General features: G+C 30.3%; 19 protein-coding genes and 1 tRNA gene. 15 read left to right on the top strand and 5 right to left on the bottom strand.

Annotation, left to right across the window (positions count from 1 at the left end):
• Window positions 1-87 precede the first annotated feature (87 nt).
• Genes MK115_RS03750 through MK115_RS03760 form a run of 3 tightly spaced genes read left to right on the top strand, consistent with a single transcriptional unit; the run spans window position 88 to window position 3,214 of the window.
• Window positions 88-987: an alpha/beta fold hydrolase gene (locus MK115_RS03750; protein ID WP_287609408.1), complete on the top strand. Its 900-nt coding sequence runs from the start codon at window positions 88-90 to the stop codon at window positions 985-987.
• 9 nt (window positions 988-996) lie between these two features.
• Window positions 997-1,851: an aldose epimerase family protein gene (locus MK115_RS03755; RefSeq protein ID WP_287609410.1), complete on the top strand. Its 855-nt coding sequence runs from the start codon at window positions 997-999 to the stop codon at window positions 1,849-1,851.
• Between the two features lie 13 nt (window positions 1,852-1,864).
• Window positions 1,865-3,214, top strand: coding sequence for a four-carbon acid sugar kinase family protein (locus MK115_RS03760; protein ID WP_287609411.1), 1,350 nt, complete (start codon window positions 1,865-1,867; stop codon window positions 3,212-3,214).
• A gap of 2 nt (window positions 3,215-3,216) precedes the next feature.
• Here the strand turns inward: MK115_RS03760 and MK115_RS03765 are convergent, their stop codons facing one another.
• A complete protein-coding gene (locus tag MK115_RS03765; RefSeq protein WP_287609413.1) occupies window positions 3,217-4,641 on the bottom strand; it encodes an NADP-dependent isocitrate dehydrogenase in 1,425 nt (474 codons plus the stop codon).
• A 210-nt stretch (window positions 4,642-4,851) separates the two neighbouring features.
• Between MK115_RS03765 and MK115_RS03770 the strand changes: the two genes are divergently transcribed.
• From MK115_RS03770 to MK115_RS03790, 5 genes are read left to right on the top strand one after another with little or no spacing between them, the layout of a single operon-like run.
• The gene (locus tag MK115_RS03770) at window positions 4,852-5,283 is read left to right on the top strand and encodes a Tery_1686 family protein (protein ID WP_032516106.1); all 432 of its coding nucleotides are present in this window, start codon (window positions 4,852-4,854) and stop codon (window positions 5,281-5,283) included.
• A gap of 57 nt (window positions 5,284-5,340) precedes the next feature.
• Window positions 5,341-6,051: a biliverdin-producing heme oxygenase gene (locus tag MK115_RS03775; protein WP_011863697.1), complete on the top strand. Its 711-nt coding sequence runs from the start codon at window positions 5,341-5,343 to the stop codon at window positions 6,049-6,051.
• Window positions 6,052-6,056: 5 nt separating this feature from the next.
• Window positions 6,057-6,767: a 15,16-dihydrobiliverdin:ferredoxin oxidoreductase gene (locus MK115_RS03780; RefSeq protein WP_287609418.1), complete on the top strand. Its 711-nt coding sequence runs from the start codon at window positions 6,057-6,059 to the stop codon at window positions 6,765-6,767.
• Window positions 6,768-7,529: a phycoerythrobilin:ferredoxin oxidoreductase gene (locus MK115_RS03785; protein ID WP_287609420.1), complete on the top strand. Its 762-nt coding sequence runs from the start codon at window positions 6,768-6,770 to the stop codon at window positions 7,527-7,529.
• 32 nt (window positions 7,530-7,561) lie between these two features.
• On the top strand, window positions 7,562-8,035 hold the full coding sequence (locus tag MK115_RS03790; RefSeq protein ID WP_287609422.1) for a low molecular weight protein-tyrosine-phosphatase: 474 nt from the start codon (window positions 7,562-7,564) through the stop codon (window positions 8,033-8,035).
• Window positions 8,036-8,037: 2 nt separating this feature from the next.
• On the opposite strand, the gene MK115_RS03795 is transcribed toward MK115_RS03790, so the two are convergent.
• Entirely contained in the window at window positions 8,038-9,570 is a 1,533-nt protein-coding gene (locus MK115_RS03795) for a bifunctional pantoate--beta-alanine ligase/(d)CMP kinase (RefSeq protein ID WP_287609424.1), read from the bottom strand.
• Window positions 9,571-9,668: 98 nt separating this feature from the next.
• Here MK115_RS03795 and purM point away from each other — a divergent pair, with 98 nt between their 5' ends.
• From purM to MK115_RS03810, 3 genes are all read left to right on the top strand, one after another.
• Entirely contained in the window at window positions 9,669-10,712 is a 1,044-nt protein-coding gene (purM, locus tag MK115_RS03800) for a phosphoribosylformylglycinamidine cyclo-ligase (RefSeq protein ID WP_287609426.1), read from the top strand.
• Window positions 10,713-10,844: 132 nt separating this feature from the next.
• Window positions 10,845-11,489, top strand: coding sequence for a DUF8655 family protein (locus tag MK115_RS03805; protein WP_011863691.1), 645 nt, complete (start codon window positions 10,845-10,847; stop codon window positions 11,487-11,489).
• Window positions 11,476-11,643 (top strand): DUF8639 family protein, encoded by a 168-nt coding sequence (locus MK115_RS03810; protein WP_179850891.1) that lies wholly within the window; start codon window positions 11,476-11,478, stop codon window positions 11,641-11,643. Before MK115_RS03805 ends, MK115_RS03810 begins: the two co-directional genes overlap by 14 nt.
• Before the next feature lie 211 nt (window positions 11,644-11,854).
• Here the strand turns inward: MK115_RS03810 and MK115_RS03815 are convergent.
• Window positions 11,855-11,925 (bottom strand) — tRNA-Cys (locus MK115_RS03815).
• 42 nt (window positions 11,926-11,967) lie between these two features.
• Here MK115_RS03815 and MK115_RS03820 point away from each other — a divergent pair.
• Both MK115_RS03820 and MK115_RS03825 read left to right on the top strand, forming a co-directional pair.
• Window positions 11,968-13,197: a lipid-A-disaccharide synthase-related protein gene (locus tag MK115_RS03820; RefSeq protein ID WP_287609430.1), complete on the top strand. Its 1,230-nt coding sequence runs from the start codon at window positions 11,968-11,970 to the stop codon at window positions 13,195-13,197.
• Between the two features lie 35 nt (window positions 13,198-13,232).
• On the top strand, window positions 13,233-13,499 hold the full coding sequence (locus MK115_RS03825; RefSeq protein ID WP_025972613.1) for a DUF8658 family protein: 267 nt from the start codon (window positions 13,233-13,235) through the stop codon (window positions 13,497-13,499).
• Window positions 13,500-13,502: 3 nt separating this feature from the next.
• Here MK115_RS03825 and MK115_RS03830 read toward each other — a convergent pair whose 3' ends face one another.
• Window positions 13,503-14,138: a ribonuclease D gene (locus MK115_RS03830; RefSeq protein WP_287609434.1), complete on the bottom strand. Its 636-nt coding sequence runs from the start codon at window positions 14,136-14,138 to the stop codon at window positions 13,503-13,505.
• A gap of 163 nt (window positions 14,139-14,301) precedes the next feature.
• Between MK115_RS03830 and MK115_RS03835 the strand changes: the two genes are divergently transcribed.
• Window positions 14,302-14,859: a cofactor assembly of complex C subunit B gene (locus MK115_RS03835; protein WP_025928914.1), complete on the top strand. Its 558-nt coding sequence runs from the start codon at window positions 14,302-14,304 to the stop codon at window positions 14,857-14,859.
• 28 nt (window positions 14,860-14,887) lie between these two features.
• Here MK115_RS03835 and hemF read toward each other — a convergent pair whose 3' ends face one another.
• Window positions 14,888-15,916: an oxygen-dependent coproporphyrinogen oxidase gene (hemF, locus tag MK115_RS03840; RefSeq protein ID WP_287609440.1), complete on the bottom strand. Its 1,029-nt coding sequence runs from the start codon at window positions 15,914-15,916 to the stop codon at window positions 14,888-14,890.
• 159 nt (window positions 15,917-16,075) lie between these two features.
• Here hemF and MK115_RS03845 point away from each other — a divergent pair, with 159 nt between their 5' ends.
• A complete protein-coding gene (locus MK115_RS03845) occupies window positions 16,076-17,146 on the top strand; it encodes an Mrp/NBP35 family ATP-binding protein (RefSeq protein WP_287609442.1) in 1,071 nt (356 codons plus the stop codon).
• The last annotated feature ends 2 nt before the right edge of the window (window positions 17,147-17,148 follow it).

A 17,148-nucleotide genomic window follows, 5' to 3' on the forward strand; every position in this document is an offset into this window, starting at 1 on the left:
AAATTTCAGATGATGTTGCAGCTGATCCTGTCGGTCTTCTTTAAGAAATAAGTTTATTAGAATCGACCAATATAATATTTTCAATAAATGGAAAAATCAGCTCAGATAGATAGTGATGTAAATTATGACTGGAATTTTTTAAATTACCCAATACATACTGTTTCTGCTAAGCCTGAACAAACATCTAAAGAATACGCAATTTTATTAATTCATGGTTTCGGTGCTTCTACGGATCATTGGAGATTTAATATCCCTGTTTTGAGTACAAAATACGAAGTTCATGCTATGGATTTACTCGGTTTTGGAAAAAGTCCTAAGCCTCAAGACGTCGAATACTCAGGATCTTTATGGAAAGATCAGGTTGTCGCTTATGTAAAAGAGAAAATAAAAAAACCTACAATTGTTGTTGGAAATTCATTAGGTGGTTATGCAGCATTAGCAGCTGGTGCAGAATTAAATGAGCTAAATGCAGGAGTGATATTACTTAATGCTGCAGGATATTTTAGTGAAGAAAAAACTATCAAAAAGAATATGTTGCAAACTTCAATTGAAACAGTTGCCGGCATATTTTTGAAAAATATTGTTCTTCAACGTTTGATTTTTGAGAATATGAGAAATCCAAAAAATATTAAAAAAACTTTGAATCAAGTTTATGTTGATAAAAAAAATGTTGATGATTTTTTAGTTGAGTCAATAAGGAAGCCTTCTCTAGATTTCGGAGCTTTTAATGTTTTTAGAAGTGTATTTAACCCATCAGGTCCTCAGGGATTGCCGTTGGATAAGCTATTCGCAAAACTAAATGCACCATTATTACTTCTTTGGGGAGGGAAAGATCCATGGATGAACACTCCAAAAAAAAGAAATCTATATAAAAAATTTACACCAAAGAATACAAAAGAAATTATTCTTGATGCAGGACATTGTCCTCATGATGAGATACCTGAATTAGTTAATCAGCATATTTTGGATTGGGTTGATTCTCTTTAAGTAATAATCGTGAAACTTGAATTATCTAATAAGGACCAAGGAATTTTTGTCTTTCAATTAGATAAAAATAATTACATTAAATTTTGTCCTGAAAGAGGAGGCGTTATTACAAATTGGGTTTCGGATGGTAATGAAATACTTTATTTCGATGAAACAAGATTTATGGATAAGACAAAAAGTATTAGGGGAGGCATTCCAATCTTGTTTCCAATTTGTGGAAATCTCAATACCTCTAGTTCAGTATTTGGAAATGGTTATTTGCAATTACCACAACATGGTTTCGCTAGGGATTTGCAATGGCAATACTCCTTCAATGAAAATGAAAAATTTTTATGCTTATTCTTAAATGCATCTAAAAAAACCAAAAAATATTATCCTTTCGATTTCGAACTAAAAATAGAAGTTACCTTAAAAATTAACTCTTTAGAATTTGAAATTACAATCCATAACAAAACAGACTTTGCTATGCCTATAAATTTTGGTTTGCATCCTTATTTTAATGTTTCAGATTTCAAAAATTTAGAGTTTGTTGATAATCCACTTAATTGTCAGGATCAAGAAAGAAATACTATAAGTAATACTTTGGATGAATTAAACAAAATTAATTTAGGAGTTGATCTACTTATGTATACTTCCGGTAGAAGCTCTTTTCGAGATAAAATTTTTAAAAGAGAGGTAACTTTAAATCATCCATATCCTTTTGATTTAGGCGTTATTTGGAGTGATCCTCCAAGAAGAATGATATGTCTCGAACCTTGGACTAGTCCCCGAAATTCTTTTGTTGATGGATTTAGAAACATTATGATTCCTTCAAATGATAGTAAAAGGTTAAATGCCTCAATACAAATAAAATCTCTTAAGTAATTTTGCAATACTTATGAAATTTGTCGTTATAGATGATGATCCCACAGGCTCTCAAACTGTTCACGATTGCTTATTACTGCTTAAGTGGGACTGCTCAACTTTAGTCAAAGGTTTTGAATCTAAATCTAATTTATTTTTTATTTTGGCTAATACAAGGTCACTATCGGAAAATGATGCGAAATTAACAATAGAGGAAATTTGCAAAAATCTTAAGACTGTAATTACTTCTCAAGCCTATGAAGAAGAAATTATTTTTATAAGTAGAGGAGACTCTACTCTTCGAGGACATAACTTTTTAGAGCCAAGTGCCCTAAATAGTTGCTTAGGTCCTTTTGATGCTACTTTTCATATTCCAGCTTTCATAGAGGGTAAAAGATTAACAATTAATGGATCTCATTTTGTTGATAAAACTCCTATTAGTCAAACAATTTTTGCAACAGATAAAATTTTTGGATATGAGACAAGTAATGTCAAGAATCTTTTATTTCAGCAGAGTAAATCGCAAATAAATTTTGAAGATATTCAAAATCTTTTATTGTCAGATATCGAAATGCTAAATGATGAAGAAAATAATATTGTTTTTAAAACACTAAAGAACTTGAAGAATAATAAACATGTAGTTGTAGATGTAGAAAATTATTCTCAACTAAAAAAATTTTCTTTAGTAATTAAAAAATTAATTAAACAAAAAAAATTCCTTTTTCGAACTGCAGCAAGTTTTATAAGTTCAATTTCTGAGAAAAAAAGTGTCTCTCAGAGTGAAATATTTTTCTCTAATTTAAGAATAAGAAATAAAGAAAAGAGTTTTCTTCCAGGACTGATAATTGTTGGATCTTATGTAGAACTTTCAACAATACAATTGAATAATTTATTAGAGATAAGTAATTGCAATCCAGTTGAATTAGATGTTTTTGAATTCTTTAAAATTACTTCATCAGATAATAATCAGAAGCGAAGGAATTTGTTTAAAAATAAATTTTTGAAAGAAATTAGATTTTCTTTTGAGAAAGGAAAAACTCCTGTTTTGTTTACTTCAAGAAAATTTATGTCTTTAGATTCTTCTGAACTATTTAATTTTTATAATTTACTTGCTTGTTTTATTGCTGAATTAGTCGCAGATTTGAAGTATGAAATAGGATATTTGATTTCAAAAGGTGGAATAACAACAAATTTGATTCTTAGTAAAGGACTTAATGCAGATTATGTTTATCTTGAAGGACAGATTTTAACTGGCATTTCAGTGGTGACTTACAACCTAAAAAATGGCGAAAAACTTCCCATTGTTACTCATCCTGGAAACATTGGCACTAAAGATTCACTGGTTAATATTTGGAAAGTTTTTGAAAATAAAAATAATTTTTAAAATTAGAAATTTGAGATAATTTCTTCAGCAAAACTGCTGCAGGATAAGGGTTCTACTTTTGGTTCCATTAAGCGTGCTAGATCATAGGTGACTTTTTTTTGCTCTATTGCCTTACTTAAACCATTAGTAATTAAGTTAGCTGCCTCATCCCAACCAAAATATTCAAGCATCATTACACCACTAAGAATTACTGAGCCTGGATTAATCTTATTTAAGCCTGCATGTTTTGGCGCAGTACCGTGCGTAGCTTCGAAAATTGCTGCATTATCTCCAATATTTGCACCAGGAGCCATACCTAGGCCACCAACAATTGCTGCAGCTGCATCAGAAACATAGTCTCCATTGAGATTTAAGGTTGCAAGAATTGAATATTCTTGAGGTCTAGTTTGAATTTGTTGAAATATACTATCAGCTATCCGATCATCAACAAGAATAAGTTCTCTCCATTTTCCATCTCCGTGAGAATTTGATATTGATGCAATAACTTCTTTAATTTCTTCGCAAATGAATGCTTTTTTGTTATTTGTAAGCTTGTCAAAACCTGGTTCAATTTTTCGAGCATTATTTTCAATTGTAATTTCTGGATTTTTCTGAATATTATCTAAAATCCAGCTTTCTCTTTCTGTAATGCAATCTTCTCTAAATTCATTTACTGCTAATTCATATCCCCAATCTCTAAATGCACCTTCTGTATATTTCATAATATTCCCTTTATGTACAAGAGTCACATGCCTTTTATCTCCTGATAATCTTTTGGCATGTTCAATAGCTTTTCTAATATGCCTTTGGCTACCAGATTTACTCACCGGTTTTATTCCAATACCTGATCCGTCTGGTATAGATCTATTTTTTAAATTTTTACTTTTTGGTATGACAACGTTATTTAAGTGATTAATTAATTCAAGACAATTATTATCCTCCGCTTCCCATTCAATTCCCATGTAGATATCCTCAGTATTTTCTCTATAAACAATAACGTCTAAATTTTGGGGATTTTTGTGAGGGCTTGGAGTTCCTGAATAATATTTGCATGGTCTAACACAGCTATATAAATCAAATATTTGCCTTAATGCAACATTAAGAGATCTAATACCTCCACCGATGGGAGTCGTTAAAGGACCTTTGATGGCTACACCAAAGTGTTTGATTGCTTCAATAGTATCTTGAGGGAGATAGTTATATGTTCCATAAAGTTCACAAGCTTCATCGCCTGCATAGACTTTAAACCAATTAATTTTTCTTTCATCTCCATAGCTTTTTTTAATCGCTGAATCAAGAACGATTTGAGTAGCAGGCCAAATATCAACTCCAGTACCATCACCCCTAATAAATGGGACAATTGGATTATTAGGAACATTAGGTTTGCCTTGATTAAAAGTTATTATCTCGCCTTCATTAGGTAAAGTTAATTTTTCAAATTTTGGCATAGCATTGAATTAATAAAAGATAACTCATTGAAGTTCCTCGTATTGTAATTTGCGATGAGTTATTTTCTTTAAAACCTAGAAATTTATTATTCAAATGTGAATAGAGAATAGTTTATTGATCAGCATTTCAACATCTTTATTAAAAGAAAAAGTAGTTAATAAGCAAGTTAAAGCAAATTATGTCATTTTCAAAAAAATACTCAGCTACTTATGAATGCGAGTTCAAATGTAAGTAATGTTGAAATAGCTAATAAAATTGCTTCCACTGCAGCTTTGTTTCGGAAATATTTTCCAGATGCAAGCGTAAACTTTAGTCCCTGGGACAATTCAAATAATGAATCCATGCAAGATACTATTGATTTTGCGTTTCATTTCCCTGGTTGGAGTCCTCTTATTGAATGTAGAGCAATACTCTTACAATTAAGAATTGAAAATGATAATAATGGCAGAGTTCCGAAATTGTTGGGAATAATAATGCGAGGTATGATTGTTCCCTCCGAGAGATGGAGAGTGGCTACCATCGGTGATTGGGAAATGACTGGTACTCATCTACCGCAAAAGGAACAAAAAGATAACCTTTTTTTGGTTTGTAAAGAACTTTATAAGCTATTCTCTACAACATCCGCTGGTAACAAAAATTAGCTGTTTTATGTATTTTCCTTGTAGATTAAATACACTTACAAAAATAATTCAAAATATATGGCAGTTGCTCTTGCAGGACAATTAAGAGAAGGGACAAAAAAATCCCATACTATGGCAGAAAATACTGGCTTTGTGGCTTGTTTTTTAAAAGGAGTTGTTGAAAAAAAATCTTATAGAAAATTAATTAGTGATTTATATTTTGTTTATGAAGCTATGGAAGAAGAAATTGAAAGACTGGTCAATGAGGAACATCCCGTAATAAAACCTATAGGTTTTAAATCATTATTCAGGAAAGAAACTCTTGTAAATGATCTTAAATTTTATTTTGGTGAAAACTGGAAGAATGAAATTAATATTTCTCACTCAGCAAAAGAATATGTTGAAAGAATCCGAGAGGTCGCAAAAAATTCACCAGAGCTATTGGTTGGTCACCACTACACTCGCTATATAGGAGATTTATCTGGGGGGCAAATCTTGAAAAGGATCGCTAAAAAAGCATTAAATTTGCAGGGAAATGATGGTTTAAATTTTTATGAGTTTGAATTAATTGCTGATGAAAAGAAATTCAAGGAAGAATATTCCCTTACTTTGAATCAACTTCCAATAAATCAAAAGACTGCTGATCAAATTATTGATGAAGCTAATCAAGCTTTTACTTACAATATGAAAATGTTTAAGGAGCTTGAAGGTAACTTGATTGCTGTTTTAGGCAAGATTGTATTCAATTACATTACAAAAAAAGTTAGGAAAGGAAGTACCGAGACCTAATATTTATGTTTGATTCATTAGTTGATTTCCTTAAAACCAATATTGATGAATTAAATGGTCATGAAGTACAAATATCTAGCGAATTCAAAGAACATCACAATGAAGACTCAAAATATATTATTAAAAATTGGCTTTTTTCATCTCCCGAATATAGAAAGTGGCGAATAACAAGATTAGATGGTGGCAAAAAACTGCAAGTGTTTAATACGGTCGCATATCCTAATTTTGATAGTGAAATGCCTATTTTAGGAGCTGATATTTTATGGTTTGGAACTTCTCAAAAGTTATTAGCAATACTTGATTATCAACCTTTAATTCAAGAAGGCAAATATCTTGAAAAATATTGTTCAAGTTTAGGTAGTATTAAGAAAAAATATTCTGCATTTGATAATAATAAAATGAAGAATATATATGATTCAAAAAAGTATTTTTCCCCATGGGTGATTATATGTAGAGGAAATAAATTAAATCTTGATAGAGATTTAAATAATATATTCCATTCATTTGTAAATAATTATTTGAACATTTATAAATCGAATCCTGTTAATCAATTTTTAAATGCAGAAGAAATAAAGATTAATCAAATTAAATATGATAAGTACAGTTTTGAAAAAGACCCTGCAGATAAATTGTTTAAATCTTTTTTTGGAGAAAAATGGACAAAAAAATTTATCAATAAATTTCTTTTTACATTAAATAATGAGATTATTCATTGAATGTTAATACAAGATACTATTTTTTACAGGCCAGATTGGAGATGGCATAATTTTTTAAAATATTTAACAAATAATTTAAGTAAATATAACTGTTTAGAAAAAACAATACCCTCGGAATATTCTTATAAAGATTCAACTTATGGTTCAAAAAAATCAAAAAAAAATGTGAATCTATCTACTTGGGGTGTAACGCATAAAAAAAGAATTCAATTCGCAAGAGCAGTTTGTATAAATAGTCCAAATTATTCTGTTTTAAATTTTTTAATTATTCCTAATACTATTTATAACGTCCCATTTTTTGGAGTAGATTTTGTTTCTCTACCTAATAGTCATTTATTAGTATTAGATTTTCAGCCTTCATTAAAAATACAAAATCAATACAATAATGAGTTATTAGAAAAACTTATAAAACTCAAAAATCATTGTCATTCATCACTCCCATTAGCTGAAAAAATGTCTGCAGATGTAGCTAGATTTTTTTCTCCAGGAGTAATATGGTCAAAATTACCAAAAGAAGAAAGAAGTGATTTTTTAATTGCTAATCAGCTTTATACCTCATTTAAGGAATATCTTGATTTGTATTTGGAAATTCTTTTCGAAAGCAAAGAAGTCAATATTGAACTGCAAAAAGAATTAATAAACGGTCAAAATAATTATTTGAATTATAGAAGAGATAACGATCCAGCAAGGCCAATGTTGTCGAGTTTGTTTGGTAAAGAATTTACTGAATCTTTAATTAAAGAAGTTTTATTTACTACTTAAAAGTCTTATAATTTATTGAAATTTGAAATCATATGAAAAAAATTTCTGTTCTTTTTGTATGTTTGGGAAATATTTGTAGGTCTCCTGCAGCAGAAGCTATCTTTATAAGTCTACTTGAAAAGAAGGGATTAACCGATGGCTTTATTGTAGATTCTGCTGGAACTGGGAGTTGGCATATTGGAAAAAAAGCTGACTCTAGGATGAGAATTGCGGCAGAAAGAAGAGATATAAATATCTTAAGCAGGGCTCGTCAAATTACTAGCAAAGATTTTGACGAATTTAACTATATTCTTGCGATGGACGATTCAAATTTTAGAAATATTCAAGATCTTAAAAATAGAACAGCTTCAACTGGTTTTGCATCAATTAAAAAAATACAAGATTTTAGATCAGTTTTTAATGAGCAAGAAGTTCCTGACCCATATTTTGGAGGTGATGAGGGCTTCGATTATGTCCTTGATATTTTAGAAGACTCTGTAAACGGTTTTTTGGAAAGTATTTCTTGAATTTATTTGATCTCAGTCTCTTTAGGAATCTTGTCATTATAAAGATCAATAATTTTATCCACTACCTCATTAATTGTATATCCATCCGTAATAATTTCTATTGCGTCATTCGCTTTTATTAGAGGTGAAATTTCCCTATTGGAATCTTCAAAATCTCTTTTCTTTATAAGTTCTTTTAATGTATGAAGGTCTATTTCTTGTGAGTCTTTACTATTTTTATCAGATTTTCTTCTTTTTGCTCTTTCATCGATGCTAGCAGTTAAAAATATTTTAAGTTCTGCATGAGGAAAAACAGTAGTTCCTATATCTCTTCCCTCAGCTACAAGTCCGCCTGATTCTCCAATTTTTCTTTGTTCTTCTACTAAGAATTTTCTTACTTCTTTTATTGAGGAAATTTTAGAAACGATGGAACTTATCTTTTGCGACCTAATTTCTTCAGTAACACAGTAGTTATTAACATAAACATCCTGATGTGAATTTGTATTTGACTTGAAAACAATAGATATATCTTTAAGAATATTCTGTAATTTTTTTTCTTTTTTATAATCAATATTTTCTTTTAGTATAAGCCAACTCAATGCCCTATACATTGCGCCAGTATCTAAATATAGAAGTTTAAGTTTCTTCGCTATTAACTTTGTTACAGTACTTTTACCTGAACCTGCAGGACCATCAATTGCAATAATCGGCCTTCTTTTCATTAGAAAAACGTGATCAATTAATCTTGTCTCTCCACATCTTATCGCACCAGCCAGTAACGAAATATTATCCTCAAGTCTTGCTTTTTGGAGTGTATGAGGGTGTAAATGTTCTAAATATTCAATTGAAATTTTTTTTGCTGATAGCTTTTTAATTATTTGGTTTAAATTGATCTTTTTATCTTGTTGAAAATTTTTTTTTGCTTCTAATAACTCACTTGAAAAAAACCTAATCAATTTTCTTTCGTTTTTTGATAAATGTACATTACGTGAACTTAAAGGAATTCCATCAAAATCTCTTTGTGTAGGAATGGATTTAATAGCAACATTTAATTTCTTTCTTAGGACAAGATTTTTTAAAATTAAAAGTTGTTGCCAATCTTTTTCTCCTAAGTAAAGATTTTTTGGCTTGATGAGATTAAGTAATCTATAAACTACTGTACAAACGCCATCAAAATGTCCAATTCGATTTAATCCACATAATGCAGAAGATAATTCTATTGGAGCTTTTAGGAATTTAATATTTTTATTATTCGGTGGATATATATCTTCATTACTTGGGATGAAGATGGCATCTGCGCCATTTGAAAAGGAGATTTTTATATCATTATCAATTGTTTTAGGGTAATTCTCTAAATCTAACTTGTTATCAAATTGAAGTGGATTAATAAAAATACTTACTAAATTAACATTAGAATTGTCATTTTTTGCTGTTGATATTAGTTTTATATGTCCATTATGAAGATTACCCATTGTTGGAATGAAGTTAATTTCACTATTTATATTTCTCCTCCAATTTTCTATTTCTTCAGTTTTCCTTATGATTACTTTCTTCACTTTGTTTTTAAAAAATAAATCTATTTGATAAATAATTACTGGACAAAAGCAATCTTAGGAGGAATATCTATATAGGGAAAGTCTATCATTTTTATTTCATGGATTACAAAACATCAGGTGTTGATATAGAAGCTGGGCGAGAATTTGTTTCCGAAATTAAACAGGCAGTTGAAGGAACTCATACATCTAATGTGATTGAGGGTATTGGCGGGTTCGGAGGTTTGTTTAGAATTCCTATCGATAGTTTTAAAAAACCAGTTCTTGTTTCAGGAACTGATGGTGTTGGAACAAAATTAGAATTAGCCCAAAGTAAAAACTTTCACTTTGAGGTTGGTATTGATTTAGTTGCTATGTGCATGAACGATATCATTACTAGTGGTGCAAAACCTTTATTTTTTCTGGATTATATTGCTACTGGTAAGCTTGATAAGAAACAATTATTGAGGGTTGTTCAGGGAATTTCACATGGCTGCGGAGAAAATAACTGTTCATTACTCGGCGGAGAAACTGCTGAAATGCCTGGATTTTATTCAAAAAATAAGTATGATCTTGCAGGATTTTGTGTTGGAATAGTTGATGAGGATAAGCTTATTAATGGTAAAAAAGTCTCTGAAAATGACTTAATAATTGCTTTAAAAAGTAATGGAGTTCATAGTAACGGCTTTAGTTTAGTAAGAAAAATTATTCAAAACAATAATCAAATAGATAAAGAATTTGAAAAAGTTTCTCACTTAAATTTTTATGATGAGTTATTGAAACCTACAAAAATTTACAATAATGTGATTAACCAAATGTTATCTGAAAATATAGAAATTAAAGCAATGTCTCATATAACTGGAGGAGGAATTCCAGAAAATTTACCAAGATGTATTCCTTCTGATTTTATTCCTTATATCAATACCAGTTCTTGGGAAATACCTATTTTATTTAAATTCCTTAAAGAGAAAGGATCGATTCCTGAAAAAGATTTTTGGAATACTTTCAATCTTGGAGTGGGATTTTGTTTAATTATTGATAAACAATTTAAGGACGCGATATTAAGTATCTGTAAAGATTATGATATAGATAGTTGGGAAATTGGAAAGATAGTTCGAAAAAATGATTCAACAATTAGTAAATTTTTGCCAGAAATTTTAACTTAAATTTTTTTATCTTTTTTAAATGAGTTTTAAAAAATTATTTTTTATACCCAAATGAAAAAGTTAGGTGTAATATAATAAAATTACCGCCGAATTATATCGGAAGTTTAAGTATTAAGATTTAACCTTTATTCAATGCCCTTTGCAAATAATCAAAGAATTACACGTAGACGTAGTTCAGCTGGCCCTACACCTCCAAAAAGACCAATAGGTAATAATTCTGAATCAATTGGTAGACAGGCTCAAGGCCCAAGACCAACTTTCTTGACACTAAGGGATCATGGGAAAGTTTTTGTCGCTGATTTACCTAATTTGTCCGATGGTCAATTAGCGCATATTAGTAAAGAAGCTAATGAAGTTTTAAATAGTTTGGAAAAAAGACTTAGTGATCTTGAAAATGAACCTAATGTTAGTAATCCGGAAAACGATACGCTGATAAAAGCTTCTACCAAAAGAGATGTCACACTGAGGTTTATTAAATCAATAGAAGAAGAACAAGAACATAGAAAGAATAATCCTGCTTTACGAGATGCTGCATCTGAATCGTTACCGAGAACTTTTCTTGAGGTTGCTAGACATAGATTGCCTGGAGCAACTTTTGATTCACTACTTCGAGAGGCTCTTGAAGCTTGTGCAGTTGATGAGAGTACTGAAGAAAATCAAGTTATTGATGAGCCTAAAGAAACTGTAAAAATTATGGATATACCCTCTTCCAACACTAATGCTTCACTTGTTGTTAGTATCGACTCAAGTGATGATTCTAAGAATGACTCTATTTGATTCAACACAAGAGTTAATAAGTTTTAAAGACCAAAATAATTCAAAAATTAACCTTACTTCAGAGAAAGATCCCATTTTATGTAATCATTGCAAAAGGACTGCATCAAATGGTGTTAGATGTTTAGGAATGTGTGTAGCAGATAATGATTACTAAAATAATTCAAATTTATATATAAATAATCTGATGAAAATAATTAATAAATTAATTAAATTTTATTTATTAATAGATATCGGGTATTATTTATCAATAAATAAAGAAAAGATCATTTTTCTATATATCAATAAGTAATTGAAACTTTATACCTTTTATTTCAAATTGAAGTTCTTAGAAAACTTCATAATTAAATGTGTAAAAAAATTAAATAAGGCGGCACCCAGATTCGAACTGGGGATAAAGGATTTGCAATCCTCTGCCTTACCACTTGGCCATGCCGCCGAAAAAGATTCGATTGAGTCTTTTTATGATCTTAACAGTAAGGTGTCTCATTCTCTATTATTTATATGCAATGGTCATGGAGAAGATGTAATCGCATCGGAAATAATAAAAAGATTACTAAAAAAAATAAAAAATAAAAATATTGAAGTTTTGCCGTTAGTAGGAAATGGAGATGTATTTAATTCCATAAAATCAAAGAATTTTCGTAAAATAGGATATTTAAAAGAGCTGCCTAGTGGAGGTTTTAGTAATCAAAGTCTGAAGGGATTTGTGCTTGATTTGTTTGCAGGATTTTTAATCGATAATTTAAGAAATTTTCTACTTGTAAAACAGAAGTCAAAACATAACTGCAAAATTATCGCAGTAGGCGATTTCTTGCCATTACTCTACGCTTGGAGTTCAGAATGCGAATTTAGTTTCATTGGAACTCCCAAAAGTGATCATACTTGGAGTAGTGGGCCAGGTTGGGATTTAAGCGATTTTTATCATAAGTTGAAAGGTTCTGAATGGGATCCATGGGAAATGTTTTTAATGAAATCTCCAAGATGTAAAAATTTAATTATGAGAGATAAAATTACAGCTAATAATTTGAATAAAAAAAATATTGATGCAAAATACTTGGGTAATCCAATGATGGATTTTGTTAATGCAACAAACGATAAGATATCAAATATTATTTCTTTTAAAAGGATTATTTTATTAGTTGGAAGTAGATACCCTGAAGCTCTTAAAAATCTTGATAATTTTCTAAATTGTTTGCAAGATTTTGATTTATCAAAGGATTTGGTAATACTTTTGCCTTTGAGCATTAATGCGAATGTGATTCAAATTCAAAATTATTTAAATAAATATGGTTTTATAAAACAGAGTAAAGTTAAATTTCTAATTGATGAAGATTCAGTATGGAAAAAGAAAGATCAATATGTAGTGATTGGAAAAGGTAAATTCAATTCATGGGCCAATATGGCAGAAGTTGGCTTGTCTAATGCAGGAACTGCTACAGAGCAAATTGCTGGCCTTGGAATTCCATCTCTTTCTCTACCGGGACCTGGACCACAATTTACAAAATCATTTGCAAAAAGGCAATCAAGATTATTGGGAGGTAGTGTTTTAGTTTGCAAGAACAAAAAAATTCTTTTAAAACGTTTAAGTTTACTTTTGAAAGGAAAAGTTGATAGGTTAGAACAAGCAAAAATTGGAAAAAAAAGAATGGGGGAATCCGGAGCAAGTAAGAAAATCGTAGATGCCATAAACCTTCATTTGTTATCTTAGTAAATGGCACTAGCTTATTAATTATTAATTCTTTTATGTATCCAATAAATGATCGGCAATATCTAAAAATTTGTGCAGAGATTGCAAAACTTATGAGTATAAGCTTATCTTCTGCTAAAAAGAAAGTAGAAATTCAAATTGCAAAAGAAGGCTCGAAAACTATTCAAGAAAAAATACAAGTTGCGCAAAATGTTTTAAAAATTTGTGAAAAAAATGATGGAGATAAATTAAGTTCTTCAAGAATACTTGATAAGCTTATGGAAACTCTTGATGGTGAAGATAATTTTTTAACTGAAGATTGATTCTTAATGTTCAAATATATTTGAGAATTTTAGTATGTCTAAATCAGCATGTACAGAAACTGTTTCGAAACATTTTTGAGCTAATTCATATCTATTCTCTCTTTCTAAGATAACTTTTAATTTATGCATAGCTTCAATTAAATATCTAACATCATTTGCTGCATAATCTAATTGATCTTTTGTTAAATCTTCGTTGCTACCCCAATCACTACTTTGCGAGCTTTTGTCCAGTTCTATACCTAACAATTCATTAATTAAATCCTTTAAACCGTGTTTATTTGTATAAGTTCTTGCCAACTTACTAGCAATTTTTGTACAAAAAATATTTTTTGTATTAATTTCAAGATTGCATTTTAGAGCTGCTACATCAAATCTCGCATAGTGAAATATTTTAGTAATTTTGTCATCTTCAAGAAGTGCTTTTAAATGAGGTGAAGAAGATGTATTAAGTTCGATTTTTATACAGGATGTTCTTTTAAATTCATTGCATATTTGTACTAAACAGAGTCTATCTCTTCCATGAATTAAACCCATTGCTTCAGTGTCAATAGCTAGGTAGGATGATTTTTTATAAAGATTGTATAAATCTACTGTTAAATCGCTATAAAGAAGATCAATATTTTTATTTTCAATAGTCATTTTTAATAAGTATTTAAGGAAATTTAAGATTTAGAATATTACTTAAGATTTTATTTAATTAAGAATTTTTATCTAATAGGAATATTTTACAGAATAATTCTAAAAAATTATAATATGATGTAACTTTAATTTTTATTCTCGAGTTACTAGAAAAAATTATTTAATGTCATATTCCTTAAATTCAACATTATTGCTGACAATTCTCTTGGCCATAGGATTATTTTTTTTTCTTAGGGCTTCCAGTAAAGATAGAACAACCATCGTTGAGATTTCATCTTCTCAGCAGCCAATTAAGGTTTTAAATGGTTTATGTGAATGGCTTAATTTGAGGGGATGGAAGCAAACAGGAGGAGATTTTGAACAAAGAATTTTAATATTCAAGGGTCAAGTTGTTTCTAGTAAATTTTTAGCAATTTTTTTAGGTTTTCTTGGCGGTTTTGGTTCTTGTGCTTTGGGATTAGTAATTATTCAAATATATCCTGAATTAGGTTGGTGGCCTATTCTTTTGGGATTAATTGGTGGCCCTTTGTCTGGAATTGTTTATTTTAAAAAATCAGCAAGAGAGGAGAAATTTGAATTAAGGTTGATCAACGAAAATGAAAATGATTCAACTTTCATGAGACTAAGAGCGCATAGGGATGAATTAATCTCTTTAGAAAATGAACTTGGAGAAAAACTTCAATTGAAAAGTGACGGTTCTTTATTTAAAACACCTATTTAAGATACTTTAAAATTTTATTCGATAATTTTTAATCAAAAATATTATTCTCTATACAGAATTTCTCTAACTCTTTATCATTTAACCAATCTTGGGGTTTTGTAAAAATTGATGTGAGAAATTCCTCTCGAGAACCCTTTTTAGCTTTATATCCATATTCCCATCTAGCTAAAGGCGGTAAGGACATTAATATAGATTCAGTTCTGCCATTTGTTTGTAGTCCAAAAATCGTCCCTCTATCCCAAACTAAATTGAATTCGACATATCTACCTCTTCGATATAGCTGGAATTCTCTTTCCTTCGATGAATATGTTTGAGAAGCTCTTTTTTCAATAATGGGCAAATATGAAGGGAGGAATGCCTGCCCACAGTTTTCCGCTAAAGAAAATAAATCATCCCAATTTAAATTAGATCTGCCAATATTTTGTGAAGCTTTTGATGCTTCTCCATTTTGATTATTTCCTCTATAAATATTGCCTGAACCATCTTGATAATCATAAAAAATACCTCCTATGCCTCTAGATTCATTTCTATGCTTCAAGAAGAAATATTCATCACACCATGGTTTGAAAACTTTATGCAAATCTTGATCAACTTTCTCACAAGCTTTTTTATGCTCATTATGAAAATTCCTTACATCAGAAAGATAAGGATAAAAAGGGGTTAAGTCTGCACCTCCCCCAAACCACCAAACAGGACCAGCTTCGAAATATCGATAATTCAGATGAACTGTAGGAATATAGGGATTCTTAGGATGCAAAACCATAGAAGTTCCCGTAGCAAACCATTCATGACCTTTTGCTTCGGGCCTTTGAGAGATTATAGATTGAGGTAATTCTTTTCCCTGTACTTCCGAGAAATTTACGCCTGCTTGCTCAAAAATAGAACCATTTTTCAATACTCTTGATCTTCCACCGCCACCTTCGTCTCTTAGCCAGGATTCTTCTGTAAATTTCCCTTTGCCATCTACATTTTCAAGTCCTGAACAAATTTTGTCTTGTAGAGTTAATAAGAGATTTTTAGTTTTTTCTCTCGAGTTTTTAGGAGGTTCTTTCAACATGTATTTAGTAAATCTTGAAGAAAAAAATTTTTTTGGTTAATTATAAGTTTCTCTTTATAATTTCTCTTAGGGGGTCCTTATTGCCTATTATTTGATAGTTCGACATAGTTCTTAATCTTTTAAACAGTCGACTACCTTGTCAAAATATTTAAAAATTTAATGACCACAATAGAAGATGCGAATTTTGCTTTACAAAAAGTTCTAGATGCTGGATCACAGAAAAATGTAATTGAATTAGCTTGGATTAAAAATGTAAGAGTAACTATACCGAGAGTAATCGTAACATTATCATTACCATCATTTGCAAATTCTCAGAGAGATAGAATTGTACAAGAGGTTAGAAAAGTACTACTGGATTTTGAAGATATTGATGATGTTCAAATAGAGATAGATAATAATCCTTCCAAAACAGAATCTCAAAATCAAAGTAATGCTCCTGAGTTGCAGAAGATTGATGGGATTCGGCATATCATAGCTGTTAGCAGTGGTAAAGGTGGAGTTGGAAAAAGTACCATTGCAGTTAATCTCGCTTGTTCTCTAGCTAAATTAGGCTTAAAAACTGGTTTGCTGGATGCGGATATATATGGACCTAATACTCCCTCAATGATGGGAGTTGCCGAACAGAATCCAAAGGTTACAGAAGGTAGTGGCAGTGATCAAAGGTTAATACCAATAAATAAATATGGAATTTCATTGGTATCAATGGGTTTCCTCATAGAAGAAGGTCAGCCAGTTATATGGAGAGGACCAATGCTTAATAGTATTATCCGACAATTTTTGTACCAAGTTGAATGGAATAATCTTGATTTTTTGGTTATTGACTTGCCTCCAGGAACAGGAGACGCTCAAATATCCCTTTCTCAATCTGTGCCTATTTCTGGAGCTATAGTTGTCACTACTCCTCAACAAGTATCTTTGCAAGATGCAAGGAGGGGATTAGCAATGTTTAAACAACTCGGAGTACCTTTACTGGGAATTGTAGAAAATATGTCAGTATTTATTCCGCCAGATATGCCAGGTAAAAAATATGAAATTTTTGGTAAAGGTGGTGGACAAACATTAGCTAACGAAAATGACTTACCATTATTAGCTCAAATTCCTATTGAAATCCCTCTCGTTGATGATAGTAATAAAGGTGTACCAATCTCAATAAGCCAGCCCAATAAAGAAAGTTCTGTTGTATTTGGTAATTTAGCTCAATTAATTAAGAATCAATTTGTTAATAGTTAATT

Origin of the sequence: Prochlorococcus sp. ALOHA_ZT_50, from assembly GCF_022447305.1 — a bacterium.
GTDB lineage: Bacteria > Cyanobacteriota > Cyanobacteriia > PCC-6307 > Cyanobiaceae > Prochlorococcus_A.

Excerpts from the sequence above, each read along its gene's own strand:
- MK115_RS03750 (WP_287609408.1), top strand. The coding sequence starts at position 88 with ATGGAAAAATCAGCTCAGATAGATAGTGATGTAAATTATGACTGGAAT.
- MK115_RS03760 (WP_287609411.1), top strand. The coding sequence starts at position 1,865 with ATGAAATTTGTCGTTATAGATGATGATCCCACAGGCTCTCAAACTGTT.
- MK115_RS03765 (WP_287609413.1), bottom strand. The coding sequence starts at position 4,641 with ATGCCAAAATTTGAAAAATTAACTTTACCTAATGAAGGCGAGATAATA.
- MK115_RS03770 (WP_032516106.1), top strand. The coding sequence starts at position 4,852 with ATGAATGCGAGTTCAAATGTAAGTAATGTTGAAATAGCTAATAAAATT.
- MK115_RS03775 (WP_011863697.1), top strand. The coding sequence starts at position 5,341 with ATGGCAGTTGCTCTTGCAGGACAATTAAGAGAAGGGACAAAAAAATCC.
- MK115_RS03780 (WP_287609418.1), top strand. The coding sequence starts at position 6,057 with ATGTTTGATTCATTAGTTGATTTCCTTAAAACCAATATTGATGAATTA.
- MK115_RS03785 (WP_287609420.1), top strand. The coding sequence starts at position 6,768 with ATGTTAATACAAGATACTATTTTTTACAGGCCAGATTGGAGATGGCAT.
- MK115_RS03790 (WP_287609422.1), top strand. The coding sequence starts at position 7,562 with ATGAAAAAAATTTCTGTTCTTTTTGTATGTTTGGGAAATATTTGTAGG.
- purM (WP_287609426.1), top strand. The coding sequence starts at position 9,669 with ATGGATTACAAAACATCAGGTGTTGATATAGAAGCTGGGCGAGAATTT.
- MK115_RS03805 (WP_011863691.1), top strand. The coding sequence starts at position 10,845 with ATGCCCTTTGCAAATAATCAAAGAATTACACGTAGACGTAGTTCAGCT.
- MK115_RS03810 (WP_179850891.1), top strand. The coding sequence starts at position 11,476 with ATGACTCTATTTGATTCAACACAAGAGTTAATAAGTTTTAAAGACCAA.
- MK115_RS03825 (WP_025972613.1), top strand. The coding sequence starts at position 13,233 with ATGTATCCAATAAATGATCGGCAATATCTAAAAATTTGTGCAGAGATT.
- MK115_RS03830 (WP_287609434.1), bottom strand. The coding sequence starts at position 14,138 with ATGACTATTGAAAATAAAAATATTGATCTTCTTTATAGCGATTTAACA.
- MK115_RS03835 (WP_025928914.1), top strand. The coding sequence starts at position 14,302 with ATGTCATATTCCTTAAATTCAACATTATTGCTGACAATTCTCTTGGCC.
- hemF (WP_287609440.1), bottom strand. The coding sequence starts at position 15,916 with ATGTTGAAAGAACCTCCTAAAAACTCGAGAGAAAAAACTAAAAATCTC.
- MK115_RS03845 (WP_287609442.1), top strand. The coding sequence starts at position 16,076 with ATGACCACAATAGAAGATGCGAATTTTGCTTTACAAAAAGTTCTAGAT.